Origin of the sequence: Actinomycetospora cinnamomea, from assembly GCF_003096675.1 — a bacterium.
Classification (GTDB): domain Bacteria; phylum Actinomycetota; class Actinomycetes; order Mycobacteriales; family Pseudonocardiaceae; genus Actinomycetospora; species Actinomycetospora cinnamomea.
The window spans coordinates 416,622-441,757 of sequence record NZ_QEKW01000002.1 but is presented as its reverse complement, the minus strand read 5'-3'; the positions used below and the strand labels follow the sequence as shown (position 1 = coordinate 441,757).

The window sequence follows — 25,136 nt, the reverse complement described above, 5'->3', positions numbered from 1 at the left end:
GCGCCTCGGCCCGCCCGCGTCGTGACCGACATGAGGACAAGATCGCACCGAGACCGACACCGGCGCCTCGGCGCCTACGGAGCGGGTGACTCCGGCGCCACGTCGACCGTCACCGGCACGGTGACGATCCGCAAGTCGCGCTGCACCTGCAGCCACAACGCGTACCGCCCGGCGCGCGGGAACGTGTAGTCGAACGCGATGCGCGGACCGTAGGTGCCGGTCGGCCCCGCGGGCGCCATGTCGTGGACGTGGCCGAACGCCGAGGCCGGGTCGGTGGGGTCGGGACCCCCGCCGGTGCCGGGGCCGAGCACCATGAGGTGCCCGGCCATGCCCAGCCATCCCTGTAGGTTCGTGACGGGCGCGCCGCCCTCGTCGAGGGTCAACGACACCTGCGTCGGGCGGCCGGCGACGGGGTCGGGCACGGCGACGTCGGCGCGCATCCCGGCGACGTCGCGCACGCCGGGACCGGGCGCGGGTGCCGCGGCGGGAGCGGGGCCGGCGACGTCGAACGCCGTGCGCGCGACCTGGTGCCCGCCCTCGCCCGAGCGCTCCATCTCGGCGAACACCCCGTAGCGCCCGCCCGTCGCCGCCGTCATCCGCACCTCGTAGCGGCCGGGTGCGGTGCGCACGGGGTGGAGGTGCGAGAGCTGCCCGTCGGGTCCGATCACCGCGAGGTGGATCAGCGCCTCGTCATGGATCGTCAGGTCGTCCACCACGGCGCCGCTGGAGCCGTCGGTGAGGTCGAGGACGAGGTCGGTCGGGACGCCGGCGCGCGCGTCGGAGGTGGTCCGCGCGCTGAGCACGACGGCGCCGGAGGACGTGGTGGACATCGGCGCCGTCGCGGGCGCCGCAGGCGTCGGCGGCATGGCGGCCCCGCCGTGGCCGGCGTGGCCCGCGTGGCCGCTCGGCACCGGGGCCGTGCCCGTCGCGGTCGCGGGCGCGCCCGTCGTGCTCGCGGGGGCGGCCACCGCGGCCGTCACCGCCACCGTGACGGCCACGAGCGCCACCCCGCCGAGGGCGAGCGCGAGCCGTGGCCGCGCGCGGACCGCGGGCGCGAGGGCGGCGATCAGGGTGACGGCACCGAGCACCGCCCCGACGCGCACCGCCCACACCCAGCCGGGCGTCGGGGTGGTCGCGGCGACCGTGACCGGGACGCGGGCGGTCTGCGCGCCGTCGGAGACGGTGACCTCCCAGGCCCCGGGCCCGTCGGTGGTCAGCGCGACCTCGTGCGGCTGCCCGACGGGCGCGGCCGGCACGGGGACGGGACCCCCGGTCGACGCGTCGGCGCCCGGGCGCACCGCGGCGAGGGTGACGCCCCCGGGCACCGCCTCTCCGCGGGCGAGGACGACCACGGGCATCCGTCCGCCGCCCTCCGGCGGGGCGGTGATGGTGAGCGCGAGCGACCGCTCGCCGAGCGAGAGCTCGATGCGCTGGACCCCGGTCGGCAGGCTCTCGTGCGCGGAGGCGGCCGCCGGGACCAGGAGGACGCCGAGCGCGGCGAGCAGGACGAGGACACCCCACACGGAGCGGCGGCGCTGCTGCTCGGTCACGGCGCCACGGTAGGTGTCGGCGGGCCGCGTCGCCGCCCTGCTGTCGGCGACACCTCATCAGACGGTCAGATCTGCAACGGTGATCGCCCCCGGTGCTCCGTCGACCCGATCTCCTGGTGAGGCCGACGGAGCACTCGGAGCGATCACGAGGTCCGCGACGTCGACGGGCCGTCGGCGCCAGGAGCACCGGTCGTGGGCGCGCATCACGCTGCGGGTGCACTCGGCGCTGGACGCCGTCGCCTCGCCCCGGCCGCCGCCGGCGAGACATCCGTCGGAGTGCTTCGCTTCCCGAAGCGTTCGCTCAGTACCCCGGCCCAGCGTGCCGCACCACACCCGGCTGCGGGCCCGTGAAAACCGTGCGGCGCGGCGTCAACGACGCGTCAACGCGGGCCTCGCCGGCCCGCGTCGGGCGCACCCTCGACGGTCGGTGCGCCGCCATGGGGGCGGCGCTCGACGAAGGGGAACCGGTGCTCGACCTCCTCTACGCGGGCGTGGTGATCGTGGTCTTCGCGATCCTGCTGCTCGCCGTGCGCGGGCTGGACAGGCTGTGAGCGCCGCCGCCGTGACGGAACTGGTCGGCGGCCTCGTCGCGCTGGGCCTGCTGGTCTACCTCGTGATCGCGCTCGTCCGCCCGGAGAAGTTCTGATGGCCGGCGTCCTGCAGGTCCTGGTCCTGCTCGTGCTCCTCGCCGCCGTCTGGCGACCCCTGGGCGACTGGATGGCCCGCGTCCACACCGATGAGCGCGACTGGCGCCTCGAGCTCGGCATCTACCGGCTCGTCGGCGTCGACCCGCGCTCCGAGCAGCGGGCGAGCACCTACGCCGTCGCGATCCTCGCGTTCTCGTTCGCCGGCATCGTCCTGCTCTACCTGCTGCAACGCCTCCAGACGCTGCTGCCCTGGTCGTTCGACCGAGGGACCGTCGAGCCGGGGATCGCCTTCAACACCGCGATCTCGTTCGTCACCAACACCAACTGGCAGTCCTACGTCCCCGAGACGACGCTCGGCCATGCCGTGCAGATGGCCGGGCTGACCGTGCAGAACTTCGTGTCCGCCGCGGTCGGGATGGCCGTGGCCGTCGCGCTCGTCCGTGGCTTCGTGCGCAGCCGCACCGACCGCCTCGGCAACGCCTGGGTCGACATCGTCCGTGGCTGCACGCGCGTCCTGCTGCCGATCGCGGGCGTCGCCGCGGTCGCGCTCGTCGCGACGGGCGTCGTGATGAGCCTGCGTGCGGGCGTCGATGTCGTCGGTCCGGACGGGCGGCCATCGACGATCGCGCTCGCGCCGACCGCCTCCCAGGAGTCGATCAAGGAGCTCGGCACCAACGGCGGCGGCATCTTCAACGCCAACTCGGCGCACCCGTTCGAGAACCCGAACCCGGTCTCGAATCTGCTCGAGACCTTCCTGCTGCTCGTGATCCCGGTGTCCCTGACCCGCACGTTCGGTCGGATGGTGGGTTCGATGCGGCAGGGCGTCTCGCTGCTCGCCGTGATGGCCGGCCTGTGGGGCGCGATGCTCGCGGTGATCTGGACGGCCGAGGCCCGCACTGCGTCGTTCGCCGGCGCGAACCTCGAGGGCAAGGAGACCCGCTTCGGTATCCCGGCCTCGGCGCTCTGGGCGAACGCCACGACCGGGACCTCGACCGGCGCGGTGAACTCGATGCACGACAGCTTCTCCGCCTTCGGCGGCGGCGGGGCGCTGGTCAACATGCTGTTCTCGGAGATGACGCCGGGCGGGGTCGGGACCGGCCTCTACTCGATCCTCGTCGTCGCGATCGTCGCGGTGTTCCTCGCCGGGCTGATGGTCGGGCGCACCCCGGAGTACCTCGGCAAGCGCCTCGGGCGCCGCGAGGTGACGTGCGCCGTGGTGGTCGTGCTGACGATGCCGGCGCTGGTGCTCGGGGGCACGGGGCTGGCGATCGCCCTGCCGTCCACACGCGACGCGATGACCAACTCCGGGCCGCACGGCCTCTCGGAGGTCCTCTACGCCTACGCCTCGGCCGCGAACAACAACGGCTCGGCGTTCGCCGGCCTCACAGTCACCAGCGGCTTCTTCCAGACCACGCTCGGGATCGCGATGCTCCTCGGCCGCTTCCTGCCGATCGTCGCCGTGCTCGCCCTGGCCGGGCTGCTGGCACGCCGGCCCCGGGTGGAGCCCCGGCCGGGGACCCTGTCCACCGGCACGCCCCTGTTCTCGGTGCTCGTCGCCGGCACGGTCGTGCTGGTCGCGACGATCACCTTCCTCCCCGCCCTCGCTCTGAGCCCGCTCGCGGAGGGACTGACATGACCGCTCCCCCTGTCGTTCCGGCAGCTCACCGTTCCCCGGCCGAGGCCGAGCAGCTCCACGCCGGCCGCACCGGCCGCGCCGTCGGCGCCGGCGCCTTCCGGCCCCGGCAGCTGCTCGAATCGCTGCCCACCGCCCTGCGCAAGCTCGACCCACGCCGGCAGGCGCGCAACCCGGTCATGTTCGTGGTGTGGGTCGGGTCGGTCGTCGTCACCGTCGCCGCGATCCTCGACCCGACGGTGTTCGCATGGTCGATCGCCGTCTGGCTGTGGCTGACGGTGGTCTTCGCGAACCTCGCCGAGGCCGTCGCCGAGGGCCGCGGGCGGGCGCAGGCCGACGCGCTGCGGGCCACGCGCACCGACACCGTGGCGCACCTGGTCGACGGACGTGCCGTACCCGCCACCGAGCTGCGCGTCGACGACCGCGTCGTCGTCGAGGCGGGGCAGACGATCCCGGGCGACGGCGAGATCGTCGAGGGCATCGCCACCGTCGACGAGTCGGCGATCACGGGCGAGTCGGCGCCGGTGGTGCGCGAGTCCGGCGGCGACCTGTCGTCGGTCACCGGCGGCACGACCGTGCTCTCCGACCGCATCGTCATCCGGATCACCGCGAAGCCCGGCGAGTCGTTCGTCGACCGGATGATCGCTCTGGTCGAGGGCGCGCAACGCCAGAAGACGCCGAACGAGATCGCACTGACCATCCTGCTGTCGGCGCTGACGATCGTGTTCCTGGTGGCCGTGGTGACGCTGCAGCCGATGGCGGCGTACTCGGGCGGGGAGCAGTCGCTCGTCGTGCTCGTCGCGCTGCTCGTGTGCCTCATCCCGACGACGATCGGCGCGCTGCTCTCCGCGATCGGGATCGCGGGGATGGACCGGCTCGTGCAGCGCAACGTGCTCGCGACGTCGGGGCGCGCCGTCGAGGCGGCCGGGGACGTGTCGACGCTGCTGCTCGACAAGACCGGCACGATCACCTACGGCAACCGGCGCGCGACGGCCCTGCACCCGCTGCCCGGGGTCGACGTCGCCGAGCTGGCCGAGATCGCCCGGCTCGCGAGCCTCGCCGACACCACCCCGGAGGGGCGCTCGATCGTCGAGCTCTGTGCCCGCGAGTACGGCCTGCCCGTGGAGGCCTCGGCGACCGAGGCCGCGGCGGAGTTCGTGCCCTTCAGCGCGACCACCCGCATGTCGGGGGTGGACATGGACGACGGAGACGGGCGCGAACTGCGCAAGGGCGCGACGTCGGCGGTGCTCGCGTGGCTGGACGACGACACCGATCGCGCCCGCCTCGAGGCGATCGCCACCGCGATCGCCGAGCGCGGTGGCACACCCCTGGTGGTCGCCTATGTGCGTGATCTTCTGGGCTATAGCACCAAAGATCGCTCACGTGGGGGCGCGCTCGGGGTCGTCGAACTCTCGGACGTCGTGAAGCCGGGGATCGCGGAGCGGTTCGGCGAGCTGCGGGCCATGGGCATCAAGACCGTGATGATCACCGGCGACAACCCCGTGACCGCGCGGGCCATCGCCGCCGAGTCCGGTGTCGACGACGTCCTCGCCGAGGCCACGCCGGAGGACAAGCTCGCGCTGATCCGCTCCGAGCAGGCCGGCGGGCGCATGGTCGCCATGACCGGCGACGGCACCAACGACGCGCCCGCCCTCGCGCAGGCCGACGTCGGTGTCGCCATGAACTCGGGGACCGCCGCGGCCAAGGAGGCCGGCAACATGGTCGACCTCGACTCCGACCCCACCAAGCTCATCGGGGTGGTCGAGGTGGGTAAGCAGATGCTCGTCACCCGTGGCGCGCTGACCACGTTCTCGCTGGCCAACGACCTCGCCAAGTACTTCGCGATCCTGCCCGCGATGTTCCTGGCGCTCTACCCGCAGCTCGGGGCGCTCAACATCATGGGCCTGGCGACCCCGGAGTCGGCGATCCTCTCGGCGGTCGTCTTCAATGCGCTGATCATCGTCGCGCTCATCCCGCTGGCCCTGCGCGGGGTGCGCTTCCGGCCCTCGTCCGCGGACCGCCTGCTGCGCCGCAACATGCTCGTCTACGGGCTCGGCGGCGTCATCGTCCCGTTCGTGGGCATCGTCGGAATCGACCTCGTCGTCCGGCTCGTCCCGGGGATCGGCTGACCGCCGTGACCACCCTCCTCGAACCCGACACCGAGTCCGGGACCTCCGCCGTCACCGGTGCCCAGCTGCGGCGCCAGGCGGGCGCCGCGATCCGGGTCCTGCTCGTGCTCACCGTACTGCTCGGCGTCGTCTACCCCGCCGCGATCTGGGGCCTCTCCCGGCTCCCGGGACTGCACGGGAACGCCGAGGGCTCGGTGATGCCGAGCGGCGGCTCGAGCCTGATCGGCATCGACCCCGTCCCGGCGGATCCCGCCGCCGACCCGTGGTTCCACACCCGGCCGTCGGCGTCGGCACCCGACGACCCCGGATCGGTCCCGGCGCCGGGCCTCGGCCCCGCCGACGCCACCACCTCGGGCGGCTCCAACCTCGGCGGCGACGCCGAGGACCTGGGCGCCGCCGTGGCGGAGCGCCGCGCCGCGATCGCGGCCCGCGAGGGGATCGACCCCGCCGCCGTCCCGCCCGACGCGCTCACCGCCTCGGCCTCCGGTCTCGACCCGCACATCGGCCTGGAGTACGCGGCGCTGCAGGTGCCCCGCGTCGCCCGCGTGTCCGGGCTCGGTGAGGACCGCGTCCGGGCGCTGGTCGCCGACGCCACCGACGGGCGCGTGCTCGGCGTGCTCGGCGAGCCGCGCGTGACCGTGCCGGAGCTGAACGCGGCCCTCGTCTCGGCCCTGACCCCAACGGCTCCGGGGGTCGGTGAGGAGTGCGGGTGCACGATGAGGAGGTGACCTCGCAGGACGCCCCGCGCCGCGGTGAACTGCGCATCCACCTCGGTGCCGCCCCCGGGGTCGGCAAGACCTACGCCGCGCTGAACGAGGCCCGCCGCCGGCTCGAACGCGGCACGGACGTCGTCGTCGGGCTCGTCGAGACCCACGGGCGGGCGCGGACCGCCGCTCTGCTCGAGGGCCTCGAGGTGCTGCCCCGCAAGGTCCTCGATCACCGCGGCACGGAGCTCACCGAGCTCGACGTCGACGCCGTGCTCGCCCGGGCGCCCGAGGTCTGCGTCGTCGACGAGCTCGCGCACTCCTGCGCGCCCGGCTCGCGGCACGCCAAGCGCTGGGAGGACGTCGAGGACCTGCTCGCCGCCGGGATCGACGTGATCTCGACGGTGAACGTGCAGCACCTCGAGTCGCTCGGCGACGTCGTCGAGCGCATCACCGGGGTGCGCCAGCGCGAGACGATCCCGGACGCCGTGGTGCGCGCGGCGGACCAGATCGAGCTGGTCGACATCACCCCCGAGGCGCTGCGCCGGCGCATGGCCCACGGGAACATCTACCGGCCCGAGAAGATCGACGCCTCGCTGGCCCACTACTTCCGCACCGGCAACCTCATCGCGTTGCGCGAGCTCGCGCTGCTCTGGGTCGCCGACCAGGTCGACGTCGCGCTGCAGCGCTACCGCAGCCGGGAGGCCATCTCCGAGGTGTGGGAGGCGCGCGAGCGCGTCGTCGTCGCCGTCACCGGCGGGCCGGAGAGCGCAACCGTGATGCGTCGGGCCGCGCGGATCGCGCGTCGTGCCGGGTCGGCCGACCTGCTGTGCGTGCACGTGCTGCGCAGCGACGGGCTGGCGGGCACCGGTCCGCCCGGCACCAGCGGGCCGGGCCTGCGTCGGCTCGCCGAGGACGTCGGCGCGTCGTTCCACACCGTCGTGGGTGACGACGTGCCGGCGGCCCTGCTCGAGTTCGCCCGTGCGGCCAACGCCACCCAGCTCGTGCTCGGGACGTCGCGGCGCTCCCGCTGGGCGCGCTTGGTCGACCCCGGGATCGGCGCCCGGACCATCGCCGAGTCGGGCTCGATCGACGTGCACCTCGTCAGCCACACCGAGGCGGGCGAGGGGCGACGACGGCGACTGCGGCTCGCGCTGCCCGCGCGGCGCCACCGCTACGGGTGGCCCGCGGCGGTGCTGCTGCCGGTGCTGGCGACGCTGATCGGTGTGGGATTGCGCGAGGAGGTCGACCTGTCGACCGACGTCGTGCTGTTCCTCCTGGCCACGGTCGTCACGGCGATGATCGGTGGCCTCGCGCCGGCCCTGGTCGCCGCGATCGGCGGCGGCCTGCTGCTCAACGTCTTCCTCACCCCGCCGCTCCACACGTTCACGATCGCCGAACCGCAGAACGCGTTCGCCATCGTCGCGATGGTGGTCGTCGCCCTGCTCGTCGCCGCTGTCGTCGACCGCGCCGACCGCCGCGCAGCCCAGGCCGCCCAGGCCCGCACGGAGGCGACGCTGCTCGCGTCGTTCGCCCGCGTCGTCCTCTCGCGCTCGGACCCGCTGCCCAAGCTGCTCGAACGCGTCCGGGAGGCGTTCGGGCTCTCCGCGGTGGCCCTGCTCGAGCGCGGTCCGCAGGCGACCTGGGAGGTCACCGCGTGCACCGGTGGCAACCCCTGCGCCAGGCCTGCCGACGCCGACGCCGACGTCGAGATCGACGAGGGCGTGCACCTCGTCGGCACCGGCCGCGCGCTCACCGCCAGCGAGCGCGCGCTGTTCTCCGCGGTCAGCGGGCAGGCGCTGCTGGCGCTGCGCAACCGCCGCATGGCCGCCCAGGCCACCGACGCCCAGCGCCGCGCGGACGCCGCGGACCTGCGCACCGCGCTGCTCTCCGCCGTCGGGCACGACCTGCGCACGCCGCTGACCGCGATCAAGGCGGCGGCCGGCAGCTTGCGCGACCCCGTGCTGCGCATGTCCACCGCCGACCGCCAGGAACTGCTCGCCACGGTCGAGGAGTCCGCCGACCGCCTCACCGGTCTCGTCGACAACCTGCTCGACTCCTCGCGCCTGGCCGCGGGCGCGGTCACGCCCGTCGCCGCCCCGGTGGGGCTCGACGGGATCGTCGCGGCGTCCCTGACGGGGCTGTCGTCCGCCGACGGCGATCGCATGGTCGTCGACGTGGCCGAGGACCTGCCCGACGTGCGCGCCGACCCCGGACTCGCCGAGCGGGTCGTCGCCAACCTCGTCGACAACGCGCTGCGCCACGGCGGGGACGGCACGGTCGCGGTGCGCGCCAGCGCCTACGCCGACCGCGTCGAGCTGCGCGTCGTCGACCGCGGACCGGGTGTGCCCCGCAAGCAGCTCGACGGCCTGTTCACCCCGTTCCAGCAGCTCGGCGACCGCCGCCGCGCCACCGGCGTGGGCCTCGGGCTGCACGTCGCGCGCGGCTTCGCCGAGGCGATGGGCGGCACGCTCGACGCCGAGGACACCCCGGGCGGCGGGCTGACGATGGCGCTGTCGCTGCCGGCGGCCTCCCGCCCGCTGCGGGACACGCAGTCAGCCGAGCACGGCGATCGGGGAACCCGACCCGACTCGCTGGTCCCGTGAGCCGCGTCCTCGTCGTCGACGACGATCCCCACCTGCGCCGCACGCTGCGGATCAACCTCGCCGCGCACGGCCACACCGTCGTGCTCGCCGCCGACGGCGCCGCCGCCCTGCGCGCGAGCGCCGACCACCCGCCGCCCGACGTCGTCGTGCTCGACCTCGGGCTGCCGGACATGCCCGGCCTCGACGTGCTCGCCGGCCTGCGGGGCTGGAGCTCGGTGCCGGTCATCGTGCTCTCGGCGCGCACCGACTCCGCCGACAAGATCGCCGCGCTGGACGCCGGCGCCGACGACTACGTGACCAAGCCCTTCGGCGTCCCCGAGCTGCTCGCGCGCCTGCGCGCCGCGGTCCGCCGCGCCGCCGTCGTGGTCCCCGAGGGGACGCCGGTGGTCGAGACGGCGAGCTTCACCGTCGACCTCGTCGCCAAGAAGGTCGTGCGCGACGGCGCGGAGGTGCACCTGAGCCCCACCGAGTGGGGCGTGCTGGAGCACCTGGCCCGTCACCCGGGGATGCTCGTCACCCAGCAGCAGATCCTGCGCGAGGTCTGGGGCCCGTCCTACGGCACCGAGGGCCACTACCTGCGCGTCTACCTCGCCCACCTGCGTCGCAAGCTCGAGCCCGACCCGTCCCACCCGCGTCACCTGGTGACGGAAGCCGCGCGGGGGTACCGGTTCGAGCCGTGATCAGCGGTCCGCCCGACCGGCCCTCGCCGCGTGCTCCGTAACGCTCAGCGCGCTCCGCCGATCCCTCTCCAGGACGACGCGTCGGTGGAGAGGTCGGGGGACATGGGGACGACGACCCGGGAGACGGACACCTCCGGACCGGCGCGTGCTGAGCAGGACGAGCCGGCCTCGATGAGCCGGGGCAGGCGGCTCGGGATCACGGCGCTCATCCTCCTGACCCTGGTGGGGATGCTCGCCAGCACCGCCCCAAGAGGGGTGATCAAGGACGGCCTCCTCGACCTGACGCGCCCCTACCTCCTCGCCACCGGGCTCGACCAGGCGTGGGGTGTGTTCGCGCCCAGTCCGCCTCGCGTGACGAACGAGGTCGTCGCGCGCGTCGAGCGCGCGGACGGGACCGTCGGCGTCTACCCGCTGCACGGCGGGAACGGGCTCACCGAGTACTGGGACTACCGCTGGCGCAAGTACGGCGAGCAGATGTGGAAGAAGCGCTCCGCCGAGCGGGAGCGCGCGGCCTTCGCCGGCTGGGTCGCCGACCGGGACCGCGCCGCGGGCCACCGGCCGGTGCGCGTCACTCTGGTGCGCGCCGTCCGGCCCAACGCCCCACCGGGAGGACCCGCACCCGACGCGGGCTCCGGGCGCGAGATCCCGTTCTTCACGACGCCGGTCGCCCAGCGATGACCGCGTCATTGGTCCGGCTCCGCGACGGCTGGGACCGGTTTTGGTTCGCCCCGCAGTCGACGGCCCCGGTGGAGGTCCTCCGCATCGCTTTCGGGGTCGTGACGACGGTGTGGATGCTCTCGCTCGTCCCCGTCCTGGACCCGTTCTTCGGCCGCGACGGCGCTATCCCGGTGCGCGAGCTGCCCGTCGGCGGCTGGACGCTCTTCAGCCTTGTCCAGGGCTCACCGCTGATCTGGGTGCTGTGGCTGGCGGGCGTGCTCGGCGCGGTCGCGCTCACGGTCGGGTTCCGCACGCGCGTGGCGGCTCTGGTCGTCTTCGTCGTGATCATGTCGGTGACCCGCTCGGCGCCGCTCGCCTTCAACGCGGGAGACGGCCTGCTGCGGCTCGTCGCCTTCTACGTGCTCCTCATGCCAGCGGGGTCCGCGGCGTCGGTGGACCGGTGGCGCGCCGATCCCGAGCACCTGTGGAGCTTTCCCCGTCGTGCGCCGTGGGCCCTGCGCCTCGCGCAGATCCAGCTCAGTGTCATCTACGTCTCCACCGTGTGGGAGAAGGCGGGCGGCGCGCGCTGGCGCGACGGGACCGCGGTCTCGTACGCGGTGCGCATCGGCGAGGTCAGCCGCGTCCCGGTGCCGTCGTTCGTCACCGGCTCGCCGCTGCTCGCCGAGCTGGCGACCTACGGAACGCTCGCCGCGGAGCTCGCGATCGGCGTCCTCGTCTGGAATCGGGCGGCCCGGCCCTGGGTTCTCGCCCTCGGCGTGCTCCTCCACCTCTCGATCGAGATCACCCTCGCCGTCGGCTTCTTCAGCCTCACGATCGTGACCCTCTACCTGGCGTTCCTCCCGCCCGACCGTGCCGAGCAGGTCCTGCGGTGGGTCCGCGACCGGGTCGGGTGCCGAGGACGGCGGCGCCCGACGAGGACGCCGGCGAGCGAGGAGGGGCCCGAACCCGAGGACCGGCCGACCCCGGCGGCCCGGGAGTGCGTGGACGCCGAGTCGCAACCTGTCGCCGAGGCCGCGCAGGGGATCGGCGTGAGCGCCGAGGGTCGCGCGGAGCCTCAGTCCGACGGTGAGCCCAACGGCCTGCCCGGCAGCGGACCTAACGCTTTCATCACGGTGCTCCCCGCGAGTAACAACGAACGGGTGATGGTCGACACGGACAACGTCGACGGGGCGGCGGTCAGCGCAGGGAACGGGCCGGCACGAGCCGGGAACGGAGAGAGGACATGACAAGTCAGGGGATGGGACACCGGGCCCTGGTGCTGGGGGCGGGCGTGCTGCTCATCGGATCGCTCGGTGTCGGCTCGGCCTCGGCGACGTCGTACACGAACAGCAACTGCGTCGAAGTGTCGACCCACTACCACCCGCGCCACCACGGCAGCAGCGATAGCCGCACCGACAGCAGCACGGACGGCTCGACCGACAGCACCGGTATCCCAGGCCTCACCGAGATCCCTGGTCTCACCGAGATCCCCGGTCTCACCGAGATCCCCGGCCTCACCGAAACGCCCGGCCTCACCGAAACACCCGAACTCACCGAAACACCCGAACTCACAGAAACACCCGAACTCACCGAAACACCCGAACTCACCGAAACACCCGAACTCACAGAAACATCCGAGTCGTCCGACACCTCTGGAGGCATGGGTGGGGATGAGTCGGTAACCGTTGGCGGCGGCGTTCCCTCGGTGGCCCCCGCCGGCACGTTGGGGCTCCGCGCGAGCGTGCCGGCCCCGGGCACTGATTCGGGCTCCGGCACCGACTCGGGCTCGGGCACCGACTCGGGCTCGGGCACCGACTCGGGCTCGAACGTCGACTCCGATCTGGACCGCAGCGAAGCCACCCTCACGACCACGGACGAGGGCGACAACTACGACTCCGGCTACGATTACCGCCGCGGTCACGGTTACGGCCACCACGGATACGACCGCACCGTGTGCTACTACAACAGCTCGGTGCACCACTACTGGTACGACTACCGCCCCGTCGGTGAGGTGTACGCGACGCAGGTGAAGCGCGTGCCGGTCGGCGGCGTCGACACGGGGAACTGAGCGAGCCGGCGATGGCCATCACCGACAAGAGCCCGGACCAGAAGTCCGGGATCTCGATGACGAACATCTCGATCGGACTGATCGTGGTCCTGGTCGGCCTGGCCCTGGTCGCCGGGATGGGATCGGGTCCGTCCGCGTTCACGTCCCCGGAGCCGCTGGCCGCGTCGGCCCCGAGCCGGGTCACGGTGCCGTCGATCTCGGCGGAGTCGAGCCTCGTCCCGACCGGGCTCCAGGAGAACGGCAGCCTCGAGGTCCCGCCGGTCTTCCAGCCGATGCAGGCGTCCTGGTTCGACCAGAGCCCGACCCCGGGCGAGATCGGGCCGAGCATCGTCCTGGGGCACGTCAACGGGGGCGGGCAACCGGGCATCTTCGCCAACCTGAAGGACGTGGTCGCCGGCGCCCAGGTGTTCGTCGACCGCGTCGACGGTCAGCGCGCGGTGTTCGAGGTCTCGCGGGTGGAGACGATCCCGAAGGACTCCTTCCCGACCGACGCCGTCTACAACGACACGGCCAACCCGCAGCTGCGTCTCATCACCTGCGGCGGGGACTTCGACCGGGGTGCCCGGTCGTACCTCTCCAACGTGATCGTCTACGCCGACCTCGTCGAGGTGCAGAGGATCTGACCGACGATGCGGGACCCGGGCGCGCCCCGGGTCCCGCATCGTGTCAGCGGTCCCGGCCGAGGTCGGACTTGACGTCGACGATCGGCGTGCCGTCGACCGCCTCGAGGGCGTCGACGTGGATGCGCAGGCCGTCGACCCCGAGCACGGTGACGGGGTGCAGGCCCAGCGGGTTCGGTCGCGCCGGGGAGCGGGTGCTGAAGACCCCGGTGAGCGGACGGGTGGTGTCGCTGCGCGGGTGGACGACGAGGACGTCGCGGTCCGCCTCGTGCAGCCACGTGACCACCACGAGCCCGTCGCCGGGGTGGATGTCGGCCGCCGCCGCCTGCAGGCCGTCGTGCAGGACGAGCCAGGCCTCGGGAGCACCCTCGTCCGCCTGCTTCGGGGCGTCGGCGAGGTCGGTCAGGGTCGACTCGACGTGCCCGATGGGCCGGATCTCGATGGTGTCCACCTTCACCTCTCATTCCATCGCGGTGACAGCACCAGACCCCCGGACCGAACACCACCGCGGCTCCGCGGGCCACCACCCGCGAGCCGACGCCGACACACCGCCGGGAACTCGACCAAGCTCCGGCTCGTTGTCGCGGATGTCCGCTTCGAGTCCCACCCTGGGGAGCCCATGTCCCGCCGTCCGCGACGGCCCGTCCCCTCGGTCGTCCCGTGATCGAGGCCCTCCTGATCCTCGCGGCGGTGCTGCTCGTCGGCGCCTGCGGCGTCTTCGTCGCCGCCGAGTTCGCCTTCGTCGGCGTCGACCGCGCGTCGATCGAGCGTGAGGCCGAGCACGACCGGCGGGCCCGCGGGGTGCTCTCGGCCCTGCGCTCGCTCTCGACCCAGCTCTCGGCCGCGCAGCTCGGCATCACCGTCACCAACCTCGCGATCGGCTTCCTCGCCGAGCCGGCGATCGCACGGCTGATCAGCGGCCCGCTCACCGATCTCGGCCTCAGCGGCGGCGCTGCGTCGGCGGTGTCGCTCACCATCGCGCTCGCGCTCTCGACCGCGATCACCATGATCTTCGGCGAGCTGGTCCCGAAGAACCTCGCCATCAGCGAGCCGGTCCGGACGTCCAAGGCCGTCCAGGGCGCCATGCGCGCCTTCACCACCGTCACGCGTCCGCTGGTGCTGCTGCTCAACAACAGCTCCAACGTGGTCGTGCGCGCCGTCGGCGTGCAGCCCACCGAGGAGCTGGCATCCGCCCGCTCCCCGGAGGAACTGTTCTCGCTCGTGCGACGCTCCGCCGACCAGGGCACGCTGCCGGGCGAGACCGCGACGCTGGTCCAGCGCACCCTCGCCTTCACCGAGCGCCACGCCGCCGACGTGATGACCCCGCGCGGCGCGACGGAGACCCTCGCGCCGGGCGACACCGTCACGACGCTGCTCGAGCGCGCGGCCGCGACGGGGCACTCGCGCTTCCCGGTGCTGGGTGAGCCCGACGACCGAGCCGAGCCGGGGGTGGTCCAGGTCCGCGACGCCCTGGGCCTCGCCGAGGCCGACCGGGCGGGCACGACGGTCGCCGAGCTGGCGCGCCCCGTCGAGGTCGTCCCCGAGACCGTCGACCTCGACCGCCTGCTCACCCTGCTGCGCGGGGGCGAGGCACAGCTCGCGCTGGTCGTCGACGAGTACGGCGACCTCGCGGGCCTGGTGACGCTCGAGGATCTCGTCGAGGAGATCGTCGGCGACGTCCGCGACGAGCACGACCCGAGCGCCCCGCCCGGACAACACCTCGGCGACGGCGCCTGGCGCTGCGACGGCCGTCTGCGGCCCGACGAGGCATCGGCGCTGCTGGGCTGGTCGCTGCCCGAGTCGCCGGAGTACGACACGCTCGCCGGCCTGCTCGCCGAGCATCTCGGCCGCGTACCGGACGAGGGCGACACCGTCACGGTCACCGCGACACGGGCCGGCGACGAGCTCGGCGACGTCGAGGAACGTGCCGTGCGGCTGACCGTCGAGACCGTCGAGCGCTGGCGCGTCGCCGCCGTGCGACTCGAGCTGCTGCCCGCCGAGGAGGTGAGCGCATGAGCATCGAGCCCGCGATCGCCGCGGCGATCGTGCTGCTGGCGCTCAACGCGTTCTTCGTCGGCGCCGAGTTCGCGCTGATCTCCGCCCGCCGCGCCTCGCTCGAGCCGCGCGCGGCGACGTCGCGGGCGGCGCGGATCACCGTGCGCGCCATGGAGAACGTCTCGCTGATGATGGCCGGCGCGCAGCTGGGCATCACGATCTGCTCGCTCGGCCTGGGCGCGCTCGGCGAGCCCGCGGTGGCCGCGGCGATCGAGCCGGCGTTCACCGCGCTCGGCCTGCCCGAGGCCGCCGTGCACCCGGTGGCGTTCGCGATCGCCCTGATGATCGTCGTGTACCTGCACGTGACGGTCGGCGAGATGGTGCCGAAGAACATCGCGCTCGCCGTCCCGGACCGCGCCGCGCTCGTGCTGGCGCCGCCACTGGTGGCGGTCGTGACCGTGCTGCGTCCGTTCCTCTGGGTGCTCAACGGCCTGGCCAACCTCACCCTGCGGGCGATGCGTGTCGAGCCGCGCGACGAGATCGCCAGCGCGTTCAGCCGCGACGAGGTCGCCGGGCTGGTCGAGCAGTCCCGCGCCCACGGCCTGCTCGACCGGGACGAGGCGGCGCTGGTGCACGGTGCGCTCGGGTTCTCCGAGGCGACGCTGGCCTCGGTCGCGGTGGACGACGTCGTCACCGCCCGTCCGGGCGCGACGGTGGCCGAGCTCGAGGCGCTGGCCCACGAGCACGGGTTCTCACGCCTACCGCTGCGCGACGAGCGGGGCTGGCACGGCTACGTGCACGTCAAGGACCTGCTCGCGCCCCCGGCGCCGCCGCGCGACCGCCCGGTGCCGGCGCGGCTCGTGCGGCGGCTGGCGACGCTGTCCCCCGACACGACGCTCGCCGAGGCCCTGAGCGGCATGCGCCGCAGCGGCGCCCACCTCGCCCTCGTCGCCGACCCGGGCGCGGATCCCGACCGCGTCGTCGCGCTCGACGACGTCCTCGCGGCACTCGTCGGCGAGATCCACCACGCCGGGACGGGCTCCTAGGGCTTCACCGCGAGCACGGGCACGGGTGCCTCGAGCAGGAGGCGCTGCGCGACGTCGCCGAGGAACGCCTTGCCCACCGGGCTGCGCCGGCGCAGGCCGATGACGAGGAGGTCGACCTCGACGTCCTTCTCCAGTCGCTCGAGGACCGCGTCGCCGTCCTCGACCCCGAAGGTGCGGTCGACGACGGTGAGGCGGGCGTCGGACGGGACGGCGAGCGGCTCGGGCCGCAGGTTGAGTGCCACCACGTCGGTGTCGCGGCGCCGACCCTCGGCGAGTGCGCCCTTCAGCGCCGCGGCGCCCTCGGCGTCGTCGGTGACGGCGACCAGGATGGTCATCGGTGCTCCGGTGGCTCGGCGGTGTCCCCCGTCGGACATCCGCCCCCGACGATAGGTCCGCCGGCCGCGTCGCGCCCTCGTCGGGTCGGCGGGGTCCGCGCCGGGCGTCCGCGCCCCGGCGTGATCCCGCGGTCACGTGCCTCACCCAGCACGTGGAGCGTCATCAGTCTGTAGTGTGTGATACAGACCGCCCGCTTCCTGGACCGGACACTCGCCGTGCCCGTACGAACGTTCAGGAGGTCCCGTTGAGCAGCCCCGACGCGTCGACGCCGAGCACCGCGGCCCCACCGATGCGCCGCATCGCGATCGCGAGCATGACCGGCACGGTGATCGAGTTCTACGACTTCTTCATCTACGGCACGGCCGCCGCCCTCGTGTTCAACAAGGTCTTCTTCCCCGAGCTCGGGGCGGCCGCGGGCACGGCACTGGCGCTGGCGACGTTCGGTGTCGCGTTCGTCGCGCGCCCGTTCGGCTCGGTGCTGTTCGGGCACTTCGGCGACAAGCTCGGGCGCAAACGCACGCTGGTGACGACGCTGCTGCTCATGGGCCTCTCGACGCTGGCCATCGGCCTGCTGCCCACCACGGGGACGATCGGCGTGATCGCCCCGATCCTGCTCGTCGTCCTGCGGATCCTGCAGGGCCTCGCGGTCGGCGGCGAGTGGGCCGGCGCGACGCTGCTCACCGCCGAGAACTCTCCCGGGAAGGCGCGCGGCAAGTACGCGCTGTTCCCCCAGCTCGGCCCGTCGCTCGCCTTCGCCCTGGCCAGCGCCACCTTCCTCACCACCGCGCTGACCATGAGCAACGAGGCCTTCGTGGCCTGGGGCTGGCGGGTCCCGTTCATCGCGAGCGTCCTGCTCGTCGCGGTCGGCCTCTACGTCCGGCTGGCCATCACCGAGACCGCGGCCTTCCGGTCCCGGGACAAGAACGTGAGCACGCGCATGCCGGTGGCCGAGGTGCTGACCACCCACCCGCGCCGCGTTCTGCTCGGCGCCGGTTCGACCATGGCCGTGTTCGCGTTCTTCTACATCGGTGTCACGTACCTGACGAGCTACGGCACCCAGAACCTCGGGCTGCCGCGCACCACCGTGCTCGCGATGGGCATCATCGGCGGCCTCGTCTTCGCCGGGACGACGATCGCCGGCGCGATCCTCTCCGACCGCGTCGGACGCCGGAAGATGATCATCATCGGCAACGCCTCGGCCGTGGTCGCGGGGATCATCGCCTTCCCGATCCTCGACATCGCGACCGCCTGGGCGTTCGGGCTCGGGCTGGCCGTCGTGCTCGGCGTCGTCGGCATCGCCTACGGCCCGCAGGGCGCGCAGCTGCCGGAGCTCTTCCCGACGCACTACCGCTACACCGGTGCCGGCATGGCCTACAACCTCGCCGGCGTCCTCGGCGGCGGCATCGTGCCGCTCATCGCGACGGCGCTGGTGGCGTCGCTCGGATCGAGCCTCGCGATCGGCATCCTGCTCGCCGGCCTGTCGCTGGTGAGCCTGCTGTGCACGCTCGCCCTGCCCGACACCGACGCCGCGTCCATCACCACCTCGCCCGAGCCCGCAGCGGCCTGAGAACCGGCCGGACGGGCGCCCGGATCCTCCCTTTCCGGGCGCACGTCCGCGCCGTACCCTCCCCTCACCCCCGCCGGTCCTCCGGCGGCCCGGATCGAGGACGCCGATGGCCCCGCGCAGCGTCGTGCCCACACCGACGGTCTCCCCGTTCCTGCTCGCGGAGCCGGGGGCGGTCAGCCGGCGGGTCGAGGCCCTCGGGGTCCCGCGCACCGTGCGGGAAGGCGAGCACCTCTACCGCCAGGGCGAGACGTCGTCGTCCTTCCACGTGCTGGTCTCCGGCCGGGTGCGGGTCCACATGCTGCGCCCGGACGGCACGATGCGCGTCATCTCCTGGGCCGAGCCCGGCGCCAGCCTGGGCGAGGGCGTCTGCTTCGACGGCGGACTGAACCCGGTGTCGGCCACCGCGCTCACCGCCTGCGAGGTGCTCGCCGTCGGCCGCGACGTCCTGATCGAGGCCGCCCGCGACGACCCGGAACTGCTGGTCGAGGTCGTGCGCCGCGTCGCCCACAAGCAGCGGGTGCTGCACCTGCACGTCTTCCTCGACGGCCTGCCCGCGCACGAGCGGGTCGTCCTGCTGCTCGGGCACCTCGTCGAGGCCTACGGTCACGGCGCGCTCGGCTCGTCGGCGCGACTGAGCGTGCGGCCGTCGGTGGACGAGCTCGCGCTGATGGTGGGGCTCACCCGGGTGACCACGAGCCGCGAGCTCTCCCGCCTCGTCGCCGAGGGCGTCCTGGTCAAGGACGGCCGGCACATCGTGGTGCGTGACCTGCCGACGCTGCGCCGGCGGGTCGACGCCGTGGCGGTGTGACGGCTCAGGACATCATCGGCCGCAGGTGGCGCAGGAGCGTCCGCACGGCCAGCGGTGCCCCGACCGGCAGGAGCAGGCACCCGGCCGCCCCCGCGACGGTCAGGGCGGCGAGCGAGTAGGCGACCCCCAGTGCCAGCGGGAGGACGCCGAGCAGCACGGTGGCGACCAGGCCGACGACGATCATGAGGTCGGCGACGCCGAGCCCGCCCGGAGCGGGCGCGGTCATGCGCCGGACGAACCGCGGGTCCTGGCGCGCGAGGGCGTGCACGATGGCGGTGAAGGGGTCGGTGGGCCCGGTCGGTCGGGGCCGGTCGTACTGCTCCACGCGTCCAGGGTGCGGCAGGTCGCGCACAATCGGCACGTGTCCTCGGCCACCGACGCGACGCGTCGACCAGCGGGGACGCCACGCCCGCCCTCCCCCGTCCGCGACCCTCGGCGCGCAGGAGCGACCGCTGGGCGCGGACGGGCCCTGCGGGTCAGGCGCGGGGCCGTCACCCCGCCGTCCAGCGCCGATCACCTCGGCAGCCCGGGTCCGGCCGCGCTCGGCCGACAGACCGTCCGGACGGTCCACTCAGGAGGAGCAGACGATGTCCCGCCGGTCGCCGTGGATCGCGCTCGCCGTGCTGGTGCTGCCCGTGCTGCTCGTCAGCATCGACATGACGGTGCTGGGCACGGCGCTGCCCGCCCTCGCCGAGGACCTGCGTCCCGGCGCCGCCGCGCAGCTCTGGATCGTCGACGCCTACTCGTTCGTCCTTGCCGGGCTGCTGGTCACCATGGGCACGCTCGGCGACCGCATCGGGCGGCGCCGGCTGCTCCTGTGGGGGTCCGCCGCCTTCGGCGTCGCGTCGGTGCTCGCGGCGGTCGCGCCGAGCGCGGGGACGCTCGTCGCGGCCCGGGCACTGCTCGGCATCGGCGGGGCGACGCTCCTGCCCTCCACGTTCTCCCTGATCAAGACGGTGTTCCCGGAGCCGCGGCGACGGGCCACCGCGGTGGCCGTGTGGTCCGCGGCGTTCGCCGGTGGTGCGGCCGCCGGCCCGGTGGTCGCCGGCGTGCTCCTCGAGCACTTCTGGTGGGGCGCGGTGTTCCTCGTCAACGTTCCGGTGATCGCGTTGCTGCTCGCGGTCGGTCCCGTCGCGGTGCCCGAGAGCCGCGATCCGCACCCCGGCCCCTTCGACCTGCCCTCCGCCGCCCTGTCGCTGGTCGCGATGCTGCCGCTGGTCTACGCACTGAAGACCCTCGCGACCGAGGGCGCGACCGGCGGCGCGGGCCTGGCCGCCGCGCTCGGGGTCGTCGCCGGCGCCGTCTTCGTGCGCCGCCAGCGCCGCCTCGCCCACCCGCTGCTCGACCTGGACCTGTTCGCCCGGCGCGCGTTCTCGGTGTCGGTGACGGCGAACCTGCTCGGGGTCTTCGCGCTGGTCGGACTGCTCCTGCTGCTGCCGCAGTACCTGCAGCTCGTGCTCGGCATGGGCCCGCTCACCGCCGCTCTGTGGATGCTGCCGGGGTCGGTGGCCGGGGTCGCCGGGGCCCTCGGCGGCGCCCGGCTGGGTCGGCACCTCGGTGCGCCGGCGCTGGTCGGCCTCGGGTTCGCGACAGCCGCCGCGGGGCTGCTCGTCGTCGCGCTCGTCGGCGGCCTCGCCGGCGTGGTCGCCGGCTTCGTCCTGCTCGGTGGCGGGGTCGCGCTGGCCGAGGCGCTCACCAACGACCTCATCCTCGCCGCCGCACCCGCCGATCGTGCCGGCGCGGCCTCGGCGATCTCCGAGACCGGCTACGAGCTCGGCGGCGCGCTGGGTACGGCGGTCCTCGGCAGCATCGCCGCCGCGGTGTTCACCGGGCGCACGGGCCAGGAGACGCTGGGCGGCGCGGTCGCGCACGCCGCCGGGATGCCCGCCGAGGCCGGGGCGACCCTGCTCGCCGACGCGGGCGAGGCGTTCGTCCTCGGCCTGCAGGGTGCCGCTGTCGTGGGAACGGTCGTGCTGGCATTGACCGCCGTGGGCGCGTGGCGCCTGCTGCGGCGCGACACCGCGACCGCGGACCGCGAGCCCGCCGCCGTGTGACGGCGGGACCGTACCGGCCGTCGCGTCACCGCGGCTGGATCTCGCCCATCTCGCCCCAGCCGTCCTGCGGGACGTTCTGGACGTTGATGATCTTCGGCGTCGTCGCCACCCAGTCGGGGGCCTGCGCGACGAACTTCCTGAAGTGATCGGACTGGACGTGGGCCTCGCCCGCGTCGTCCTGGAACGCCTCGACGAGGACGTAGGTGTTCTCCTCCTCGAGGTGCCGCGACCACTCGAAGAAGATGTTGCCGGGCTCCTGACGCACCGCGTCTGTGAACTCCTTCACCAACGACGGGAACTGCTCGGCGTACTCCGGCTTCACCGTCCACTTGACGTTGATGAGGATCAACGGGGCTCCCTCTCTCGTCGCCGGCCGCCTCGTGTCACGGCCCGTCGGTCGGCGGTCATCCTCGCGCGCCCGGGTCGTCACCCGCCACGGTCCGCGCGGAGCGGTGCTGAGACAAAAAATCACTATTGTTTCAGCGGCGCACGGAACCTACCGTCGGGTCAGCCCTCGACGAACCCGCGGGAGGACGCCGTGACCGCCACCGAGTCGTCGCAGTCGCCGCAGCCGTCGGCGCCGTCGCGCCGGGTGCTCAGCGAGGAGGAGGCCGCGGCCGTCCGCCGCGGGGTGCCCGATCCCGGCATCCCCCTCCCCTCCGTCGCCTGGCCGACCGTCGCCCTGTGGGCCGGGTCGTTCGCGCTCTGGGTGGGTGCGACCGTCCTCGCGCTGGCGGCGCTCGGTGGCGGGGTCAGCCGGTGGTGGCTGGTGGCGACGGTGCCGGCGCACGCACTGGTCACCTTCACGATGTTCACCGTCCTGCACGAGGCCACCCACCACGCCGCGGGCCGGCTGCGGTGGATCAACGACGTCCTCGGGCGGGTGTCGATGCCGTTCGTCGTGGCGTGGGCGACGTTCCCGCTCGTGCGCTTCATCCACATCGAGCACCACCGGCACACGAACGAGGACGTGCTGGTCGACCCCGACGCGTGGGTCGAGGGCGGGCCGACGTGGCAGCGCCCGCTGCGCTGGCTCGCGATCGACGGCTGGTACTTCCGCTTCTACGGCCCGCGCATGGCCTCCCGGCCCCGCCGCGAGGTGATCGGTGCGCTGGTGAACCTGGCCATGGTGATCGGGCTGGCCGTCACCCTCGTCGTCACGGGCCACGGGCTCGCCCTGCTGATGATCTACCTGCTGCCGCAGCGGCTGGGGATCGGCGTGCTGGCCTGGTGGTTCGACTGGCTGCCCCACCACGACCTCGGCGTCACCGCGCGCACCGACCGCTTCCGCGCCACGCGGGTGCGCGTGGGCCGCGAATGGTTCATGACGCCGGTGATGCTGTACCAGAACTACCACCTGGTGCACCACATCCACCCGACGATCCCCTTCTACCGCTACGTGCGCGCCTGGGAGAACACCCGCGACGACTTCCTCGCCCGCGACGTCCCGATCGCCACGGCGTGGGGCACCGAGCTCACGCCCGCGGAGTACCGGGCGTGGCGCGGGCTCACCGACGGGATGGACCTGCCCGCCGGCGAGGTCCGTCCCGGCTTCCACCGGCTGCGCGTGGCCGAGGTCCGCCGGCTCACCCCGGACAGCGTCGCCGTCACGTTCGACGTGCCCGACGAGCTCGCCGCGACGTTCGCCCACCGGGCCGGGCAGCACGTCACGGTGCGCGCCTGGCTCGACCGCGCCGACAGCTCTGCCGGGGCCGGTCGCGAAGAGGTCCGCCGCACCTACTCGGTCTGTTCGGCGCCGGGGTCCGGAGTGCTGCGGATCGGGGTGCGCACGGTCGACGGCGGCCGCTTCTCCACGTGGGCCGGATCGGAGCTGGCCGCGGGCGACACCCTCGAGGTCGCCGCGCCCTCGGGCCGGTTCACGCCCGAGCCGCCCGCCGGGCTCGGGTCCGGGCGGCGGGTCGTCGCGGTGGCCGCGGGCAGCGGGATCACGCCGGTGCTGCCGATCGTCGCGGACCTGCTCGACGCCGAGCCCGCGACGCGGGTGACGCTGCTGGTGGGCAACCGCGACGCCGGCTCGACGATGTTCGCCGACGAGCTGTCGATGCTCGTCGCGCGGGCCGAGGGCCGCCTGCGCCTGGTCCACGTGCACTCACGGGCCGACGTCGCGGCCGGCGAGCGTCCGGAGGACCCCCGTGACGACCAGGTGCGCTGGGAGACCGTCGAGGCCGGTCGCCTCGACGTCGACCGGGTCCTGTCCCACGTGTCGCGGCCCGAGGAGGTCGACGGCTGGTTCCTGTGCGGACCGGAGGCGCTCACCGACGCGCTGGTGAGCGGGCTCGACGCCCACGGGGTACCGGGCGAGCGGGTGCACCGCGAGCTGTTCACCAGCGGCACGCCGGAGGGGCCGGTCGAGGGCGCCACCGCGGCGACGGTGTCCGTCACGCTCGACGGCAGCACCACCGAGGTCGACTGCGGGCCCGACGAGGCCGTGCTCGACGCGGCCCTGACCGCGGGTCTCGACGCCCCGTACTCGTGCGCCGGCGGAGCGTGCGGCACCTGCGTCGCGACGCTGCGCTCGGGCACCGTGCACATGGCGGTGCACCACGCCCTGACCGACGCCGAGGTGGCCGACGGCCGCATCCTGACCTGCCAGGCCCGTCCCACCAGCGAGGCGCTGACCGTCGACTACGACGGTGGCTGAGGCCAGACTGGGGGCGTGCCCAGCACGGACGGTCGGTCGAGCGCGCCCTCCGGGGCCCTGCGTGGCCACGTCGCCTACCACGGCTACGACCTGCGCGGCGGCCCGCCGGGCGTGCACCGCGGCCTGCCCTCGCCGTACCTGACGCTGATCGTCACGTTCGACCGCCCGCTCGTCATGCGGGCGCCCGACGGCGGCCTGGTGGAGCGGGCGGTGGCGCTCGGCGGGCTGCACACCACACCCGAGTCGATCGTCCACGACGGCCACCAGTCCGGCGTGCACGTGGTGCTCGACCCCCTCGCCGCGCGGGCCCTGCTCGGCCGGCCCGCGTCCGAGCTCGCGGGGGTGACCGTCGACGGGGACGAGGTCCTCGGCGGCCTCGCCCGCGAGGTGGCGGAGCGGGTGCAGGACGCCGACGGCTGGGACGGGCGCTTCGCCGCGCTCGACGCGGTCCTGCAGCGCGCGCTCGACCGCGCGTCCCCGGCGCGTGCCGCCGGCCGCCCGGTCGCGCCCGAGGTACGCCACGCCTGGCGCCGCGTCGTCGGCTCCGGCGGCACGATCCCGGTGCACGCGCTCGCGGACGAGGTCGGCTGGAGCGAGCGCCACCTCGGCCAGCGGTTCCGCGCCGAGGTCGGCGTGCCCCCGAAGGTCGCGGGGCGGATGGCGCGCTTCGACCGCGCGCGACGCCGCCTCGCCGCCCGGGCGGTCGCCGGGGCGCCGCTGCGCCTGGCCGACGTCGCCGCCGAGGGCGGCTACGCCGACCAGGCGCACCTGACCCGCGAGTTCTCCGCGCTCGCCGGCTGCTCGCCCACCCGCTGGCTCGCCGAGGAGATCGGGAACGTCCAAGACGCCCCGGGGCTCGCGGCGGAGGATGCGGAGCCATGAACGACAAGACGCCTGCCCCCCAGGTCTGGCCCACCCTCGCCGCGCGCGACGCCCGCGCCCTGATGTCCTTCCTCACCGACGTGCTCGGCTTCACCGAGGTCGTCGACTACGCCGGCGACGACGGCGTCATCCAGCACGCCGAGCTCGCCGGACCGGCCGGCGGCGGGATCATGATGGGCCAGCAGCGCCCGGGCGCCGAGGGCCGCGCGACCCCCACCGGCAGCTTCACCGCGTACGTCGTGCTGCCGGAGGCGGCGGAGATCGACGCCCTCGCCGCCCGCGTGCGCGACGACGGCCGCGGCGCGGTCGTCCAGGGCCCCTACGACACCGACTACGGCTCGCACGACGTCGCGCTCCGCGACCCCGAGGGCAACCACTGGCAGTTCGGCACCTACCCGGGTGCGCCGCGGCCCTGAGGTCGTGGCGCCGGCCCGAGGCCCCCGTGATCAACGGGGACTTCGCGCGCGTAGAAGCAGCGAACAGCGCGTTCGC

Annotated in this window: 24 protein-coding genes; 19 read left to right on the top strand and 5 right to left on the bottom strand. The window is 74.1% G+C overall.

Annotation, left to right across the window (positions count from 1 at the left end):
• Positions 1 to 74: 74 nt before the first annotated feature.
• The gene (locus C8D89_RS06825; protein ID WP_116707296.1) at positions 75 to 1,550 is read right to left on the bottom strand and encodes a hypothetical protein; all 1,476 of its coding nucleotides are present in this window, start codon (positions 1,548 to 1,550) and stop codon (positions 75 to 77) included.
• A gap of 347 nt (positions 1,551 to 1,897) precedes the next feature.
• On the opposite strand from C8D89_RS06825, the gene C8D89_RS06820 reads away from it, so the two are divergent.
• The 11 genes from C8D89_RS06820 (at position 1,898) to C8D89_RS06770 (ending at position 13,297) form a co-directional block, all read left to right on the top strand.
• Positions 1,898 to 2,101, top strand: coding sequence for a hypothetical protein (locus C8D89_RS06820; RefSeq protein WP_133251828.1), 204 nt, complete (start codon positions 1,898 to 1,900; stop codon positions 2,099 to 2,101).
• A complete protein-coding gene (kdpF, locus tag C8D89_RS06815; protein ID WP_116707294.1) occupies positions 2,098 to 2,196 on the top strand; it encodes a K(+)-transporting ATPase subunit F in 99 nt (32 codons plus the stop codon). Before C8D89_RS06820 ends, kdpF begins: the two co-directional genes overlap by 4 nt.
• Entirely contained in the window at positions 2,196 to 3,833 is a 1,638-nt protein-coding gene (kdpA, locus tag C8D89_RS06810) for a potassium-transporting ATPase subunit KdpA (protein ID WP_116707293.1), read from the top strand. Before kdpF ends, kdpA begins: the two co-directional genes overlap by 1 nt.
• Positions 3,830 to 5,959, top strand: a complete 2,130-nt coding sequence (gene kdpB, locus C8D89_RS06805) for a potassium-transporting ATPase subunit KdpB (protein ID WP_116707292.1) — start codon at positions 3,830 to 3,832, stop codon at positions 5,957 to 5,959. The genes kdpA and kdpB overlap by 4 nt, the downstream gene beginning before the upstream one ends.
• Before the next feature lie 5 nt (positions 5,960 to 5,964).
• On the top strand, positions 5,965 to 6,687 hold the full coding sequence (locus tag C8D89_RS06800) for a potassium-transporting ATPase subunit C (protein WP_243417906.1): 723 nt from the start codon (positions 5,965 to 5,967) through the stop codon (positions 6,685 to 6,687).
• Positions 6,669 to 9,269 carry a sensor histidine kinase gene (locus tag C8D89_RS06795; RefSeq protein ID WP_243417905.1) on the top strand — a complete coding sequence of 867 codons (2,601 nt, stop codon included), beginning with the start codon at positions 6,669 to 6,671 and terminating at the stop codon, positions 9,267 to 9,269. The genes C8D89_RS06800 and C8D89_RS06795 overlap by 19 nt, the downstream gene beginning before the upstream one ends.
• Entirely contained in the window at positions 9,266 to 9,949 is a 684-nt protein-coding gene (locus C8D89_RS06790; protein ID WP_116707291.1) for a response regulator, read from the top strand. Before C8D89_RS06795 ends, C8D89_RS06790 begins: the two co-directional genes overlap by 4 nt.
• Before the next feature lie 102 nt (positions 9,950 to 10,051).
• Positions 10,052 to 10,627 carry a hypothetical protein gene (locus tag C8D89_RS06785; protein WP_116707290.1) on the top strand — a complete coding sequence of 192 codons (576 nt, stop codon included), beginning with the start codon at positions 10,052 to 10,054 and terminating at the stop codon, positions 10,625 to 10,627.
• Positions 10,624 to 11,853, top strand: a complete 1,230-nt coding sequence (locus C8D89_RS06780) for an HTTM domain-containing protein (protein ID WP_116707289.1) — start codon at positions 10,624 to 10,626, stop codon at positions 11,851 to 11,853. The genes C8D89_RS06785 and C8D89_RS06780 overlap by 4 nt, the downstream gene beginning before the upstream one ends.
• Positions 11,850 to 12,674 carry a hypothetical protein gene (locus C8D89_RS29085; protein WP_165825548.1) on the top strand — a complete coding sequence of 275 codons (825 nt, stop codon included), beginning with the start codon at positions 11,850 to 11,852 and terminating at the stop codon, positions 12,672 to 12,674. Before C8D89_RS06780 ends, C8D89_RS29085 begins: the two co-directional genes overlap by 4 nt.
• Positions 12,675 to 12,685: 11 nt before the next feature.
• Positions 12,686 to 13,297 (top strand): class F sortase, encoded by a 612-nt coding sequence (locus C8D89_RS06770; RefSeq protein ID WP_243417904.1) that lies wholly within the window; start codon positions 12,686 to 12,688, stop codon positions 13,295 to 13,297.
• Positions 13,298 to 13,340: 43 nt separating this feature from the next.
• On the opposite strand, the gene tsaA is transcribed toward C8D89_RS06770, so the two are convergent.
• Positions 13,341 to 13,745: a tRNA (N6-threonylcarbamoyladenosine(37)-N6)-methyltransferase TrmO gene (gene tsaA / locus C8D89_RS06765; RefSeq protein ID WP_243417903.1), complete on the bottom strand. Its 405-nt coding sequence runs from the start codon at positions 13,743 to 13,745 to the stop codon at positions 13,341 to 13,343.
• A gap of 209 nt (positions 13,746 to 13,954) precedes the next feature.
• On the opposite strand from tsaA, the gene C8D89_RS06760 reads away from it, so the two are divergent.
• Together C8D89_RS06760 and C8D89_RS06755 are read left to right on the top strand one after the other, a co-directional pair.
• A complete protein-coding gene (locus tag C8D89_RS06760) occupies positions 13,955 to 15,310 on the top strand; it encodes a hemolysin family protein (RefSeq protein WP_116707287.1) in 1,356 nt (451 codons plus the stop codon).
• Entirely contained in the window at positions 15,307 to 16,335 is a 1,029-nt protein-coding gene (locus C8D89_RS06755) for a hemolysin family protein (RefSeq protein ID WP_116707286.1), read from the top strand. The genes C8D89_RS06760 and C8D89_RS06755 overlap by 4 nt, the downstream gene beginning before the upstream one ends.
• Here C8D89_RS06755 and C8D89_RS06750 read toward each other — a convergent pair.
• Positions 16,332 to 16,670 (bottom strand): universal stress protein, encoded by a 339-nt coding sequence (locus C8D89_RS06750; protein ID WP_116707285.1) that lies wholly within the window; start codon positions 16,668 to 16,670, stop codon positions 16,332 to 16,334. The genes C8D89_RS06755 and C8D89_RS06750 overlap by 4 nt on opposite strands.
• Positions 16,671 to 16,915: 245 nt before the next feature.
• Here C8D89_RS06750 and C8D89_RS06745 point away from each other — a divergent pair, with 245 nt between their 5' ends.
• On the top strand, positions 16,916 to 18,238 hold the full coding sequence (locus C8D89_RS06745) for an MFS transporter (RefSeq protein WP_243417902.1): 1,323 nt from the start codon (positions 16,916 to 16,918) through the stop codon (positions 18,236 to 18,238).
• 106 nt (positions 18,239 to 18,344) lie between these two features.
• Complete coding sequence (locus C8D89_RS06740) at positions 18,345 to 19,046, top strand: Crp/Fnr family transcriptional regulator (protein ID WP_116707283.1); 702 nt, start codon at positions 18,345 to 18,347, stop codon at positions 19,044 to 19,046.
• A gap of 4 nt (positions 19,047 to 19,050) precedes the next feature.
• Here the strand turns inward: C8D89_RS06740 and C8D89_RS06735 are convergent, their stop codons facing one another.
• On the bottom strand, positions 19,051 to 19,371 hold the full coding sequence (locus tag C8D89_RS06735) for a DUF3040 domain-containing protein (RefSeq protein ID WP_133251827.1): 321 nt from the start codon (positions 19,369 to 19,371) through the stop codon (positions 19,051 to 19,053).
• A gap of 262 nt (positions 19,372 to 19,633) precedes the next feature.
• On the opposite strand from C8D89_RS06735, the gene C8D89_RS06730 reads away from it, so the two are divergent.
• Positions 19,634 to 21,100, top strand: a complete 1,467-nt coding sequence (locus C8D89_RS06730) for an MFS transporter (RefSeq protein WP_116707281.1) — start codon at positions 19,634 to 19,636, stop codon at positions 21,098 to 21,100.
• Positions 21,101 to 21,125: 25 nt separating this feature from the next.
• Here the strand turns inward: C8D89_RS06730 and C8D89_RS06725 are convergent, their stop codons facing one another.
• Complete coding sequence (locus C8D89_RS06725) at positions 21,126 to 21,449, bottom strand: putative quinol monooxygenase (protein WP_116707280.1); 324 nt, start codon at positions 21,447 to 21,449, stop codon at positions 21,126 to 21,128.
• 189 nt (positions 21,450 to 21,638) lie between these two features.
• On the opposite strand from C8D89_RS06725, the gene C8D89_RS06720 reads away from it, so the two are divergent.
• From C8D89_RS06720 to C8D89_RS06710, 3 genes are read left to right on the top strand one after another with little or no spacing between them, the layout of a single operon-like run.
• Positions 21,639 to 23,762 (top strand): fatty acid desaturase, encoded by a 2,124-nt coding sequence (locus C8D89_RS06720; RefSeq protein ID WP_341477306.1) that lies wholly within the window; start codon positions 21,639 to 21,641, stop codon positions 23,760 to 23,762.
• Positions 23,763 to 23,777: 15 nt separating this feature from the next.
• A complete protein-coding gene (locus tag C8D89_RS06715) occupies positions 23,778 to 24,644 on the top strand; it encodes a helix-turn-helix domain-containing protein (RefSeq protein ID WP_116707279.1) in 867 nt (288 codons plus the stop codon).
• Positions 24,641 to 25,060 carry a VOC family protein gene (locus tag C8D89_RS06710; RefSeq protein WP_116707278.1) on the top strand — a complete coding sequence of 140 codons (420 nt, stop codon included), beginning with the start codon at positions 24,641 to 24,643 and terminating at the stop codon, positions 25,058 to 25,060. Before C8D89_RS06715 ends, C8D89_RS06710 begins: the two co-directional genes overlap by 4 nt.
• Positions 25,061 to 25,136 lie beyond the last annotated feature (76 nt).

Excerpts from the sequence above, each read along its gene's own strand:
- kdpA (WP_116707293.1), top strand. The coding sequence starts at position 2,196 with ATGGCCGGCGTCCTGCAGGTCCTGGTCCTGCTCGTGCTCCTCGCCGCC.
- kdpB (WP_116707292.1), top strand. The coding sequence starts at position 3,830 with ATGACCGCTCCCCCTGTCGTTCCGGCAGCTCACCGTTCCCCGGCCGAG.
- C8D89_RS06785 (WP_116707290.1), top strand. The coding sequence starts at position 10,052 with ATGGGGACGACGACCCGGGAGACGGACACCTCCGGACCGGCGCGTGCT.
- C8D89_RS06780 (WP_116707289.1), top strand. The coding sequence starts at position 10,624 with ATGACCGCGTCATTGGTCCGGCTCCGCGACGGCTGGGACCGGTTTTGG.
- C8D89_RS29085 (WP_165825548.1), top strand. The coding sequence starts at position 11,850 with ATGACAAGTCAGGGGATGGGACACCGGGCCCTGGTGCTGGGGGCGGGC.
- C8D89_RS06770 (WP_243417904.1), top strand. The coding sequence starts at position 12,686 with ATGGCCATCACCGACAAGAGCCCGGACCAGAAGTCCGGGATCTCGATG.
- C8D89_RS06755 (WP_116707286.1), top strand. The coding sequence starts at position 15,307 with ATGAGCATCGAGCCCGCGATCGCCGCGGCGATCGTGCTGCTGGCGCTC.
- C8D89_RS06750 (WP_116707285.1), bottom strand. The coding sequence starts at position 16,670 with ATGACCATCCTGGTCGCCGTCACCGACGACGCCGAGGGCGCCGCGGCG.
- C8D89_RS06740 (WP_116707283.1), top strand. The coding sequence starts at position 18,345 with ATGGCCCCGCGCAGCGTCGTGCCCACACCGACGGTCTCCCCGTTCCTG.
- C8D89_RS06730 (WP_116707281.1), top strand. The coding sequence starts at position 19,634 with ATGTCCCGCCGGTCGCCGTGGATCGCGCTCGCCGTGCTGGTGCTGCCC.
- C8D89_RS06710 (WP_116707278.1), top strand. The coding sequence starts at position 24,641 with ATGAACGACAAGACGCCTGCCCCCCAGGTCTGGCCCACCCTCGCCGCG.